Source organism: Rhizobium esperanzae (assembly GCF_002204185.1).
Lineage (GTDB): Bacteria > Pseudomonadota > Alphaproteobacteria > Rhizobiales > Rhizobiaceae > Rhizobium > Rhizobium esperanzae.
On record NZ_MXPU01000007.1, the window covers coordinates 122,404 to 135,681 of the forward strand.

General features: G+C 60.6%; 9 protein-coding genes and 1 pseudogene. 6 read left to right on the forward strand and 4 right to left on the reverse strand.

Translation table 11 applies throughout. The features are described from left to right. Window positions 1-164: 164 nt before the first annotated feature. Window positions 165-2,954 (reverse strand): DNA gyrase subunit A, encoded by a 2,790-nt coding sequence (gyrA, locus tag B5E41_RS12525; protein ID WP_088394008.1) that lies wholly within the window; start codon window positions 2,952-2,954, stop codon window positions 165-167. A 235-nt stretch (window positions 2,955-3,189) separates the two neighbouring features. Here gyrA and B5E41_RS12530 point away from each other — a divergent pair, with 235 nt between their 5' ends. After that, window positions 3,190-3,837, forward strand: coding sequence for a MarC family protein (locus tag B5E41_RS12530; RefSeq protein ID WP_088394010.1), 648 nt, complete (start codon window positions 3,190-3,192; stop codon window positions 3,835-3,837). Between the two features lie 134 nt (window positions 3,838-3,971). Here B5E41_RS12530 and B5E41_RS12535 read toward each other — a convergent pair whose 3' ends face one another. Together B5E41_RS12535 and B5E41_RS12540 are read right to left on the reverse strand one after the other, a co-directional pair. Further along, window positions 3,972-4,538, reverse strand: a complete 567-nt coding sequence (locus tag B5E41_RS12535) for a DUF2569 family protein (protein ID WP_088394012.1) — start codon at window positions 4,536-4,538, stop codon at window positions 3,972-3,974. A 224-nt stretch (window positions 4,539-4,762) separates the two neighbouring features. After that, window positions 4,763-5,278, reverse strand: coding sequence for a single-stranded DNA-binding protein (locus B5E41_RS12540; protein ID WP_004671899.1), 516 nt, complete (start codon window positions 5,276-5,278; stop codon window positions 4,763-4,765). A 280-nt stretch (window positions 5,279-5,558) separates the two neighbouring features. Between B5E41_RS12540 and uvrA the strand changes: the two genes are divergently transcribed. The 3 genes and pseudogenes from uvrA to B5E41_RS12555 all read left to right on the forward strand — a co-directional run bounded on the left by uvrA (window position 5,559) and on the right by B5E41_RS12555 (window position 9,457). Then, window positions 5,559-8,480, forward strand: coding sequence for an excinuclease ABC subunit UvrA (uvrA, locus tag B5E41_RS12545; protein ID WP_088394014.1), 2,922 nt, complete (start codon window positions 5,559-5,561; stop codon window positions 8,478-8,480). 30 nt (window positions 8,481-8,510) lie between these two features. Beyond that, window positions 8,511-8,627 (forward strand): annotated as a pseudogene (locus tag B5E41_RS32190) (GNAT family N-acetyltransferase); the annotation flags it as partial. Between the two features lie 23 nt (window positions 8,628-8,650). After that, window positions 8,651-9,457 (forward strand): DUF72 domain-containing protein, encoded by an 807-nt coding sequence (locus B5E41_RS12555; RefSeq protein WP_088394016.1) that lies wholly within the window; start codon window positions 8,651-8,653, stop codon window positions 9,455-9,457. Between the two features lie 21 nt (window positions 9,458-9,478). Here B5E41_RS12555 and B5E41_RS12560 read toward each other — a convergent pair whose 3' ends face one another. Next, window positions 9,479-10,951: an NAD(P)H-hydrate dehydratase gene (locus B5E41_RS12560; protein ID WP_088394018.1), complete on the reverse strand. Its 1,473-nt coding sequence runs from the start codon at window positions 10,949-10,951 to the stop codon at window positions 9,479-9,481. A gap of 343 nt (window positions 10,952-11,294) precedes the next feature. Between B5E41_RS12560 and B5E41_RS12565 the strand changes: the two genes are divergently transcribed. Further along, window positions 11,295-11,633, forward strand: coding sequence for a P-II family nitrogen regulator (locus tag B5E41_RS12565; protein ID WP_003539626.1), 339 nt, complete (start codon window positions 11,295-11,297; stop codon window positions 11,631-11,633). Between the two features lie 78 nt (window positions 11,634-11,711). Next, entirely contained in the window at window positions 11,712-13,121 is a 1,410-nt protein-coding gene (gene glnA / locus B5E41_RS12570; protein WP_011425369.1) for a type I glutamate--ammonia ligase, read from the forward strand. Window positions 13,122-13,278: the final 157 nt, after the last annotated feature.

The window sequence follows — 13,278 nt, forward strand, 5'->3', positions numbered from 1 at the left end:
CTCCCCTCCCATGAGCGGCACCGTTCGCCGCCTGGGCCTTTCAAAGCCGGATGCAACCAGCGTCCGGCTTTTTTCTTGGGCGGTGAGTCAGCCAACTGAATGCTTCAGCCTGGAAGCAAGGCTCTAACAGAAAAGGGCGGCTGGAAGCCGCCCCGTTCAGTCGATCATTCTTCGGCAGCACCGCCCGGATCGCCATCGGCGACAGGCGTCTCATCGGCGCCTTCGACGGTCCCTTCCGTCTCATCCTCCTCCGGCTCGCTGATGCGCTCGACCGAAACGACCTTCTCGTCCTTGGCCGTGGAGAAGATGGTGACGCCCTTGGTGGCGCGGCTGGCGATGCGGATGCCGCCGACCGGCACGCGGATCAGCTGGCCGCCATCGGAGACGAGCATGATCTGGTCGCCGTCATCGACCGGGAAGGCTGCAACCAGTTCGCCGATCTCACCGGTCTTCGATGTGTCGGTGGCGCGGATGCCCTTGCCGCCGCGGCCGGAGATACGGAAATCGTAAGAGGACGAGCGCTTGCCGAAGCCCTTCTCGGAGACGGTGAGCACGAACTGCTCGCGTGCCTTCAGCTCTTCGTAGCGTTCGTCGGAAAGCTGTCCCTCTTCGGTGACTTCCTCGCCGACGAGCGCGATATCCTCTTCATCGACGCCCGTCGCGCGACGCTCGGCGGCGGAACGCTTGAGATAGGCGGCCCGTTCCCACGGCTCCGCATCGACATGGCCGACGATCGTCATCGAGATGATGCGGTCGCCCTCGCCGAGATTGATGCCGCGCACGCCGATCGAGTTGCGGCCGGCAAAGACGCGGACGTCATCGACGGAGAAGCGGATGCACTGGCCGAGCGCCGTGGTCAGGAGAACGTCGTCCCGCTCGGTGCACGTCTCGACGGAGAGGATTTCGTCGCCCTCCTCCTCCAGCTTCATGGCGATCTTGCCGTTGCGGTTGACTTGGACGAAGTCCGACAGCTTGTTGCGGCGAACCGTACCGCGCGTTGTCGAGAACATGACGTCGAGATTGTCCCAGCTCGCCTCGTCCTCGGGCAAGGGCAGGATGGTGGTGATGCGTTCGCCGGGTTCGAGCGGCAGCATGTTGATCAGCGCCTTGCCGCGCGAGGTCGGCGTGCCGATCGGCAGACGCCAGACCTTCTCCTTATAGACGATGCCGCGGGAGGAGAAGAACAGGACCGGCGTATGGGTATTGACCACGAATAGCCGGCTAACGAAATCCTCGTCGCGGGTCGTCATGCCGGAGCGGCCCTTACCGCCGCGGCGCTGGGCGCGGTAGGTGGTCAGCGGCACGCGCTTGATGTAGCCGAGATGCGAGACGGTGACCACCATGTCTTCGCGGGCGATCAGATCCTCGTCGTCCATCTCCAGGCCGCCATCGACGATCTCGGTGCGGCGTGGCGTGCCGAACTCGTCGCGGACGGCGGAAAGCTCGTCCTTGACGATGGTCTGGATGCGGACACGCGAGGAAAGAATATCGAGATAATCCCGGATTTCCTCGCCTATCTTATTGAGTTCATCACCGATTTCGTCACGACCGAGTGCAGTCAGGCGGGCAAGGCGCAGCTCGAGAATAGCGCGCGCCTGCTCTTCCGAAAGGTTGTAGGTGAGATCGTCGTTGATGCGGTGGCGCGGATCGTCAATCAGACGGATCAGGCTTTCGACATCTTCAGCCGGCCAGCGGCGCGTCATCAGCTCTTCGCGGGCCGACTGCGGATCCGGCGCCTGACGAATGACGCGAATGACTTCGTCGATATTGGCGACGGCAATGGCGAGACCAACCAAGACGTGGGCGCGCTCGCGCGCCTTGCGAAGCAGAAATTTCGTTCTCCGGCTAACGACTTCTTCGCGGAAGGAGACGAAGGCGCGCAGCATGTCGAGCAGCGTCAACTGCTCCGGCTTGCCGCCGTTCAGCGCCACCATATTGCAGCCGAAGGAGGTCTGCAGCGGTGTGTAGCGGTAAAGCTGATTGAGGATAACCTCCGCATTGGCATCGCGCTTCAATTCGATGACGACGCGATAGCCCTGGCGGTCGGATTCGTCGCGCAGATCGGAGATGCCCTCGATGCGCTTTTCACGCACCAACTCAGCCATCTTCTCGATCATCGTCGCTTTGTTCACCTGATAGGGAATTTCGGTGATGATGATCTGCTCGCGGTCGCCGCGCATCGGCTCGATGGCGGCGACGCCGCGCATAATGACGGAGCCGCGGCCGGTCTCGTAGGCCGAGCGGATGCCGGCACGACCGAGGATCTTGGCGCCTGTGGGAAAATCAGGGCCGGGAATGATCTGCATCAGCTCCGGCAGGTCGATCGCCGGATCGTTGATCAGCGCGATGCAGCCGTCGATGACTTCGGAGAGGTTGTGCGGCGGAATGTTGGTCGCCATGCCGACGGCGATACCGCCGGCGCCGTTGACGAGCAGGTTCGGGAATTTGGCGGGAACCACGACCGGCTCGGAGAGCGTGCCGTCATAGTTGTCGCGGAAGTCGACGGTTTCCTTGTCGAGATCATCGAGCAGCGAATGGGCAGCCTTTTCCAGGCGGCATTCGGTGTATCGTTCGGCCGCCGGCGGATCGCCGTCGACGGAGCCGAAATTGCCCTGACCGTCGATCAGCGGCAGGCGCAGCGACCAGGGCTGCGCCATGCGGGCGAGCGCGTCATAAATCGCGGCGTTGCCGTGCGGATGGTATTTACCCATCACGTCGCCGGTGACGCGGGCGCATTTGACGTATTTCTTGTTCCAGTCGATGCCGAGCTCGGACATGCCGTAGAGGATGCGCCGGTGCACGGGCTTCAAGCCGTCGCGCACGTCGGGTAACGCGCGGCTGACGATGACGCTCATGGCGTAATCGAGATACGACCGCTGCATTTCCTCCATGATGGAGATGGGCTCGATGCCTGGCGGGAGCTTCCCGCCGCCGGGGGGTGTTTGCTCAGTCAAAACAGATCACGATCTCTTCTAGAATCACTTGAAGATTTATAGCGGAAAGCCTGTTCCCACGCCAATTTCTGAGCGCGTTTTGAACAGGCTTTTGCGGCGTAAAGACGGTAAAGCGCGCAAGTTTTACGGCCGGACCAGGCAAATCCGTCGCGGGCCGCCGCGGGATATTTGCCAAATCGGAAGCGGCGCTTCACAATCATGAGACCACGCATTCATATGATGTTCCGGAGAGACGATGGCAAGCGCCGACCAGTTGATCAACGCCTTCACCACGCTCATCGTCACCATCGACCCACCGGGGCTCGCACCGCTCTTCCTGGGGCTGACGATCGGCATGAGCCGGGCCGAGCGCCGGCAGGTGGCGTTGCGCGGCTCGACCATCGCCTTCATCATCCTTGCCGTCTTCGCCCTGTTCGGCGCAGGTGTGCTCGGCGTGCTCGGCATCTCGATCGGCGCCTTCCGCCTCGCCGGCGGGCTCTTGCTCTTCTGGATCGCCTTCGAGATGGTGTTCGAGAAGCGGCAGGACCGCAAGGAGAAGGCGACCGAGGTGGCGATCACCAAGGATCATATCGAGAATATCGCCGTCTTTCCCCTCGCCCTGCCGCTGATTGCCGGCCCCGGTGCGATCTCGGCAACCATCCTGCTTTCCGGCACGCTTGCGACCTCGGTCGAAAAGGCCCAGCTGATCGGCGTCATCGCCGCCATTCTGCTGCTGACCTTCCTCATGCTGCTGATCGCCGAAAGGCTCGACCGTTTTCTGGGCGTCACCGGCCGGGCAATCCTGACCCGCCTCCTCGGCGTCATCCTCGCAGCCCTTGCGGTGCAGTTCGTCGTCGACGGCGCGAAAGCGGCGCTCAATCTCATCAGCGCGACGCCGCATTGATCGGAAAATCAACGAGAGCATTGACGCCGTCTTCGAACATCCTGCTCCGAAGTACTACCACGCAAGTCCACCGGTCAGAACGGAAAATCAGAACACGGCGTATAGACTGAATGGGAGGATCAAATCGTCGCTTTCTACGAAAATATCTCGCTCCGAGTGCGGACTTGCTGGATAAATGTGTTCCGAACCCTTACCGATTTGGACAGGTACCACACCCACAGGCCGGTGACGATAATCGCAAATACGCTCGGGGCAACAATCTCGGCTGTCAGAAGTTGATTAACACCGATTCCTAGGACGGTGGAAACGAAGGCAATATCGAGTACGAGGGCGACTGGGATAGCTATCCACTGATAGAAGAACAACTTCGGAAATATTCTGTCCTTTTTAAACATAAACCAGACTACCACTACTTGAAGCGCCATAAGCGCAAAGTTCAAGGCGGCCTCGCCAATAAACACCAATTGGCCTCCTCCGCCACCATCATATTCAGCGTAATTTTCTATCGACTTCGCAGCAGCTCCCAGTGTTTTAAGTAGTCCTACGACCTCTGCTATTGCTAAAAGCAGAAGCCACCCACCGAAACCCGACGGGCCGCTGACTGGGTCTGTTGTTCTCCTGGCTGATCTAACAGCAAAGTAAATTGGAACTCCGAAAAATAGAAAAACAATCAGCCAATGCCAAATAGAAAACGATCCCATCAGCAAATCCCCCGAAAGCCTGAAATCTCCACCTGCATAAGGCGGTTCCGTTCATCCCCGACACCAGTTCTGGCCGATCACCCGCTTTTATTCGCGGAGCATCTGGAACCAATGAATCTCGCCAAAGACCACTTGGCGTCTCGCCGACCGAGCCCGAGCAAGGAAGTCGGACAATTTCAACCCGTTCTTCCAATGCTGATCCGCCGGGGTTCGCACAATTCTCTTTAGAACGGGATGTCGTCGTCGAGATCGCGCGAGAAGTTGCCGCCGCCGCCGCCCCGGCTCGGCGATGATGAAGGAGCCGGGGCGCCGTAGTCATCGCCGTAATCATTATTGCTGCTGCCGCCGCGGCCGCCGCCGAAGCCGGAGCTCGCGCCGCCGCCATCGCCCCGACCGTCGAGCATGGTCAGCGTCGAGCTGAAGCCCTGCAGCACCACTTCCGTCGAGTAGCGGTCCTGGCCCTGCTGGTCCTGCCACTTGCGGGTCTGCAGCTGGCCTTCGATATAGAGCTTGGCGCCCTTCTTCACATATTGCTCGACGACCTTGCAGAGGCCTTCGTTGAAGACGACGACCGTGTGCCATTCGGTCTTTTCGCGGCGTTCGCCGGAATTGCGGTCGCGCCAGGTTTCCGAGGTCGCGATGCGAAGGTTGGCAATCGGCCGGCCATCCTGAGTGCGGCGGATTTCAGGGTCTGCACCCACGTTTCCAACCAGAATTACCTTGTTCACGCTACCAGCCATGCTTCTCACCCTGCCTGCCGCCCTGCCCGGCGGCGTTAATCGATCAGCGCACCTTAAACCATAGAGACCGCAGATGCGCGTGAACGGCGTTTAATCCACAATTTATCCATCAGAATGCCGCATGCATTCATCAGGAATTTTGTTCTTTATTTGTTCTAGTTTATCCGTATGATCCTGTCAACAGAATCGAAAACCTTGAGCCATCCAGGATATTCAGCCTCGACTCGCCCGTCGGCATCACTAAATAAGGGCTGTTATCCAGAAAACCAAAGCAGAGACGATGAGCGAACTGAAGACGATCTCCATCCGCGGCGCGCGCGAGCACAATCTGAAGAGCATCGATCTCGATCTGCCGCGCAACAAGCTGATCGTCATGACCGGGCTTTCGGGATCCGGCAAATCCTCGCTCGCCTTCGACACCATCTATGCCGAGGGCCAGCGGCGCTATGTCGAAAGCCTGTCGGCCTATGCCCGGCAATTCCTGGAAATGATGCAGAAGCCCGATGTCGACCAGATCGACGGGCTGTCGCCTGCCATTTCGATCGAGCAGAAGACCACCTCGCGCAACCCGCGCTCGACGGTCGGCACGGTCACCGAGATCTACGATTACATGCGCCTGCTCTTTGCCCGCGTCGGCGTTCCCTATTCGCCGGCGACAGGCCTGCCGATCGAGAGCCAGACCGTCAGCCAGATGGTCGACCGCATCCTCGCTTTCGGCGAGGGTACTCGTCTCTATATTCTCGCGCCGCTCGTGCGCGGCCGCAAGGGCGAATACAAGAAGGAACTGGCGGAGCTGATGAAGAAGGGCTTCCAGCGCGTCAAGATCGACGGTCAGTTCTACGAGATCGCCGAGGCGCCTGTTCTCGACAAGAAATACAAGCACGACATCGACGTCGTGGTCGACCGTATCGTCGTGCGCCCTGATGTCTCGGCACGCCTGGCCGACAGCCTTGAAACCTGCCTGAAGCTCGCCGACGGGCTGGCGATCGCCGAATTCGCCGACAAGCCGCTGCCGCCCGAAGAGACCTCGGCCGGCGGTTCGGCTAACAAGTCGCTGAACGAAACGCATGAGCGCGTGCTGTTTTCGGAGAAATTCGCCTGCCCGGTCTCGGGCTTCACCATCCCGGAAATCGAACCCAGGCTCTTCTCCTTCAACAATCCCTTCGGCGCCTGCCCGACCTGCGACGGTCTCGGCGCCCAGCAAAAGATCGACCCGGACCTGATCGTGCCGGAACCGGAGCGGACTTTGCGCGACGGAGCGATCGCGCCCTGGGCCAAGTCGACCTCGCCCTATTACAACCAGACGCTGGAAGCGCTCGGCAAACATTACGGCTTCAAGCTCGGCACCCGTTGGAACGACCTGTCCGACGAGGCCAAGGACGTCATTCTCAACGGCACTGACGACAAGATCGAGTTCCACTACGCCGACGGCGCCCGCTCCTATACGACGCACAAGAATTTCGAGGGCATCATCACCAATCTCGAACGCCGCTGGAAGGAGACCGATTCCGCCTGGGCGCGCGAGGATATCGAGCGCTTCATGTCGGCCGCCCCCTGCCCGGCCTGCAACGGCTTCCGCCTGAAGCCGGAAGCGCTGGCGGTGAAGATTGACAAGCTGCATATCGGCGAAGTCACCAGCATGTCGATCCGCATTGCGCGCGACTGGTTCGAGGCATTGCCGGCGACGTTCAACGCCAAGCAGAACGAAATCGCCGTCCGCGTTCTCAAGGAAATCCGCGACCGCCTGCGCTTTTTGAACGATGTCGGCCTGGAATATCTGAGCCTTTCGCGCAATTCCGGCACGCTATCGGGTGGCGAGAGCCAGCGCATTCGGCTCGCCTCGCAGATCGGTTCGGGGCTGACGGGTGTGCTCTACGTGCTGGACGAGCCGTCGATCGGCCTGCATCAGCGCGACAATGCGCGGCTGCTCGACACGCTGAAGCATCTGCGCGATATCGGCAACACTGTCATCGTCGTCGAGCATGACGAGGATGCGATCCTGACGGCCGACGACGTGGTGGATATCGGTCCGGCCGCCGGCATCCATGGCGGTGAGGTTATCGCCCATGGCACGCCGCAGGACATAATGGACAATCCGAAATCGCTGACCGGCAAATATCTCTCCGGCGAACTCGGCGTTCCCGTTCCCGAAGTGCGCCGCAAGCCGAAGAAGGGCCGCGAAATTAAGGTGATCGGCGCACGCGGCAACAATCTGAAGAACGTCACCGCGTCGATCCCGCTCGGTGTCTTCACGGCAGTGACCGGCGTTTCCGGCGGCGGCAAATCCACCTTTCTGATCGAGACGCTCTATAAATCGGCGGCACGCCGCGTCATGGGCGCGCGCGAAATTCCGGCCGACCACGACCGGATCGACGGTTTCGAGCATATCGACAAGGTGATCGACATCGACCAGTCGCCGATCGGCCGCACGCCGCGCTCGAACCCCGCGACCTACACCGGCGCCTTCACGCCGATCCGCGATTGGTTCGCCGGCCTGCCGGAAGCCAAGGCGCGCGGCTACCAGCCGGGCCGCTTCTCCTTCAACGTCAAGGGCGGACGCTGCGAGGCCTGCCAGGGCGACGGCGTCATCAAGATCGAGATGCACTTCCTGCCCGATGTCTATGTCACCTGCGACGTCTGCCACGGCAAGCGCTATAACCGCGAGACGCTCGACGTGACCTTCAAGCAGAAGTCGATCGCCGACGTGCTCGACATGACGGTGGAGGAAGGCGTCGATTTCTTTGCGGCAGTTCCCGCCGTGCGCGACAAGCTGCAATCGCTGAAGGATGTCGGCCTCGGCTACATCAAGGTCGGTCAGCAGGCCAATACGCTCTCGGGCGGCGAAGCGCAGCGCGTCAAGCTCGCCAAGGAACTGTCGAAACGTTCGACCGGACGCACGCTCTACATTCTCGACGAGCCGACGACTGGCCTGCACTTCCACGACGTCGCAAAGCTCTTGGAAATGTTGCACGAGCTCGTCAACCAGGGCAATTCCGTCGTGGTGATCGAGCACAATCTCGAAGTCATCAAGACAGCGGACTGGGTGCTCGATTTCGGCCCCGAGGGTGGCGATGGCGGCGGCGAAATCGTCGCGACCGGCACACCGGAAGCGATCGTCCGGGAAAAGCGCTCCTATACCGGCCAGTTCCTGAAGGAATTGCTGGAGCGGCGGCCGGCGAAGAAGGCAGTCGCGGCGGAATGACGATGAGGTTGGCGTCGCCCGACGATCTCCAAGCGGTATATCGCGCTTTATAGTGTCTTCGGATTCCGGAAAACGGGTCGTCGGCTGAACCCTTGTCGGCCAGGATGGACGCTCGTCGACATGATGAAAGAGATTCATGCGGCTTGACTGCCGCGAACTGGGAGGACGACATGACGAAATCCGGCACTATCCGCACCGGCATCGGCGGCTGGACCTTCGAGCCCTGGCGGGGGCATTTCTTTCCCGCCGATCTGAAACAGAAGGACGAGCTGCATTATGCCAGCCGTCAGTTGAAGGTCATCGAGGTCAATGGCACCTATTACAGCACGCAAAAGCCTGCAGTCTTTGCGAAATGGGCAGCGGATGTGCCCGATGGCTTTATCTTTTCGCTGAAGGCAACGCGGTTTGTCACCAATCGGCGGGTGCTCGCGGAAGCCGGTGAATCGATGGAGCGCTTCCTCACCTCTGGAATCAGCGAACTCGGGGATCATCTCGGGCCGCTGCTCTGGCAATTCGCGCCGACAAAGAAATTCGATCCGGACGATTTCGAAGCCTTCCTGAAGCTGCTGCCGGCAAAGCAGGACGGACTGGCGCTCCGTCACGTGGTGGAGGTGCGGCACGATTCCTTCAAGGTGCCGGAATTCGTTGCTCTGCTTGCTAGATATGGCGTGGCGCCGGTTTGTGCCGAACATTTCGAATATCCGATGATCGCCGATGTGACGGCAGATTTCGTCTATGCCCGATTGCAGAAGGGATCGGATGATATTCCGACCTGCTATCCCGACAAGGATCTGAAGGCTTGGGCAAAGCGGCTCGAGACTTGGGCCGAGGGCAAAGTTCCGGACGATCTGCCGCTGATCGACGGGGATCGTCAGGTGAAGGCTGAGCCGCGCGACGTCTTCGCCTTCATGATCCACGAGGGCAAGGTCAATGCGCCGCACGGGGCGATCGCGCTGCAGCAGTTGCTGGCGAAATAGGCGATTGAGACTTAGCCGGGGCTAAAGCGGCAGCACCTCGGCTGCAAGCTCTTCCGCCGTCAGCCCCTTGCCGGAGCGCTGGCCAGCCTCTCCGTGCAGCCAGACGGCGGCGGCCGCAGCTTCAAAAGTCGGCAGGCCCTGGGCGAGCAATCCGCCGATGATGCCGGCAAGCACATCGCCGGAACCTGCCGTGGCAAGCCAGACAGGCGCATTGGTATTGATGAGCGCGCGCCCGTCCGGCGAGGCGATTACGGTATCGGCGCCCTTATAGACGATCGCGGAATTGGCGCGGCGGGCGGCCGCCACGGCCTTGTCTACCTTCCCCAGCGTTTCGTCGTCGCCAATATCCGGAAAGAGCCGCGAAAATTCACCCTCGTGCGGCGTCAGCACCAGACGCTGCTCGCCCTGGAAAAGGTCAAAAAGCTGTTGCGGATCGTCCTTGAACGAAGAGATGCCGTCGGCATCGAGCACGAGTCGGCGATCGGCAAGCGCGGTGACGAAGCCGCGGGCTCTCGCGCCGACACCGAAGCCGGGACCGAGGACGAATGTCTGCAGCCGCTTGTCGGACAGCCACTCTGCCAGATCCGCCTCGTCGTCGACTGCATGCAGCATGACGGCTGTGAGATGCGCGGCATTGGCGGCCATCGCTGCGCCGGGGGCGGCGATCGTTACCAGGCCGGCGCCGGCCTTCAGGCCGGAGACCGCCGACATGCGGGCAGCCCCGGTCTTGTCGGCCTCGCCCGAAAAAACAACCAGATGACCGCGCTTGTATTTGTGGGTTTCCAGCTGCTCGGCCGGCAGCACGCCCTTCCAGGCGTCAGGTGTGTTCTCGGCGACGGCGCCGCCCGCCTCAGCCCGGATGATCCGGGCGGGAATGCCGATGTCGAAGACTTCCAACTCGCCGCAAAGCTCCCTGCCCGGCATCAGGAGATGGCCGGGCTTTCGGGTCATGAAGGTGATGGTGTTGCGAGCCTGGAAGGCAGCACCCAGCACCTTGCCGGTGCGGCCATCGACGCCTGAGGGCAGATCGATGGCGAGCACCGCGATACCGGCCTCGGCGACACGCTTGGTCAAGGCAGCCACATCGGCCGGCACCGCGCGCCCGAGGCCTGCTCCGAACAGACCGTCGATGACGACGTCGCCGGCTTCCGGCCGATAGCGGCCGAGTTCTTGGCCCTGCAATGCGCAGCCAGCCCGAGCGCGGGCGGCATCGCCTTTCAGCTTTGCGGGATCGCCGAGATGAAAAACTGCCACGGTCGCTCCGGCCTCTAGCAGATGCCTTGCCGCGACATAGGCGTCGCCCCCGTTGTTGCCGGGGCCGCAGAGCACGACGAAACGCAGCGCCCCGGGATGAAGCCTGAGCGCGGCAGCCGCGGCGGCGGCCCCTGCCCTTTCCATCAGGCCGAAGGAATCGATTCCGGAGGCAGCTGCGGCCGCATCGATGGCGCTCATTTCGGCAGGCGTCACCAGAAGCTCGGAGAGATGTTTGCTCATCAGCCTATTCAATTCAAAAAAGCACAAAAAACAACCGTCTGGAGAGAAGCGACAGAGATCTAAATTTGTGCATTTGCTTATCTTTTAATCGCCTCGCAACTTGGTTTTGCAATCGAAGGAAAACCTGGCTTTTCCGGTTTTCGGCCGATTTTTCTCCGATAGCCGACGTTTTTCCACCCCTCTCGTCACCAAATCGACATTAAATTCCCCGCAGACGCGCCGGTTTCGACAAAATCGACGTTTTTTTTCGATAACGCGGATTTCAAACTGGCACGATATCTGCATCATATCCGCGAGCGGGAACATCCCTGCCATAACAGGAGAAGCGGAGAGACATTTTCTCATGAAAAAGATCGAAGCGATCATTAAGCCCTTCAAGCTGGACGAAGTGAAGGAAGCCCTTCAGGAAGTCGGCCTGCAGGGTATCACAGTCACGGAAGCCAAGGGCTTCGGTCGTCAGAAGGGCCATACGGAACTCTACCGCGGTGCCGAATACGTCGTCGATTTCCTGCCGAAAGTGAAAGTCGAGGTGGTGCTGGCCGATGAAAACGCCGAGGCGGTCATCGACGCGATCCGCAAGGCGGCGCAAACCGGCCGCATCGGCGACGGAAAGATCTTCGTCTCCAATGTCGAAGAGGTTATCCGCATCCGCACCGGCGAGACCGGCATCGATGCCATCTGACCACTTTGCCTACCGCGCAAAGTCCGATACCGTCACCGCGCCCACCTATTGTCATTGCTAATTGGAGGAAGGCTTTTAATGGCGACCGCAAGCGAAATTCTGAAGCAGATCCAGGAAAACGACGTGAAGTTCGTCGATCTGCGCTTCACCGATCCGAAGGGCAAGTTGCAGCATGTGACGATGGACGTTGCCGTCGTCGACGAAGACATGTTCGCCGACGGCGTGATGTTCGACGGCTCCTCGATCGGCGGCTGGAAGGCCATCAACGAGTCCGACATGGTGCTGATGCCCGATACCGAAACGGTGCATATGGATCCATTCTTCGCCCAGTCGACCATGGTCATCGTCTGCGACATTCTCGATCCGGTTTCCGGCGAGGCCTATAACCGCGATCCGCGCGGCACCGCCAAGAAGGCCGAAGCCTATCTCAAAGCCTCCGGGATCGGCGACACGATCTTCGTCGGCCCGGAAGCCGAATTCTTCGTCTTCGACGACGTCAAGTACAAGGCCGATCCCTACAATACCGGCTTCAAGCTCGATTCGACCGAACTGCCGTCGAACGACGACACCGATTATGAAACCGGCAACCTCGGCCATCGCCCGCGCGTCAAGGGCGGCTATTTCCCGGTTCCCCCGGTCGACAGCGCTCAGGACATGCGTTCGGAAATGCTGACGGTGCTCTCGGAAATGGGCGTCGTCGTCGAAAAGCATCACCATGAAGTCGCCGCCGCCCAGCACGAACTCGGCATCAAGTTCGACACGCTGGTGCGCAACGCCGACAAGATGCAGATCTACAAATATGTCGTGCACCAGGTGGCCAACGCCTACGGCAAGACCGCGACCTTCATGCCGAAACCGATCTTCGGCGACAACGGTTCGGGCATGCACGTGCACCAGTCGATCTGGAAGGGCGGCAAGCCGACGTTTGCCGGCGACGAATATGCCGGCCTCTCCGAGACCTGCCTCTACTACATCGGCGGCATCATCAAGCACGCCAAGGCAATCAATGCCTTCACCAATCCGTCGACGAACTCCTACAAGCGTCTCGTGCCGGGTTATGAAGCGCCGGTGCTACTCGCCTATTCGGCCCGCAACCGCTCGGCTTCCTGCCGCATTCCGTTCGGCTCCAACCCGAAGGCCAAGCGCGTCGAAGTCCGCTTCCCGGATCCGACCGCCAACCCCTACCTCGCCTTCGCCGCCATGCTGATGGCCGGCCTCGACGGCATCAAGAACAAGATCCATCCCGGCAAGGCCATGGACAAGGATCTCTACGATCTGCCGCCGAAGGAACTGAAGAAGATCCCGACCGTCTGCGGTTCGTTGCGCGAAGCGCTCGAAAGCCTCGACAAGGACCGCAAGTTCCTGACCGCCGGCGGCGTCTTCGACGACGACCAGATCGATGCCTTCATCGAGCTGAAAATGGCAGAGGTGATGCGTTTCGAGATGACGCCGCATCCTGTCGAATACGACATGTATTATTCGGCCTGATCGGCCGCCACGCGGAAAGTCCCGGTTCGCCGGGACTTTTACCTCCCCGGTCATGAACGGCAGAAGGAGGATATGACGTTCATGTGACGCGCTGGTGCAAAATTCTTGATTTGCACCGCACCAATCACCAAATTTGGTGATGAAAGGAAGTCGTACC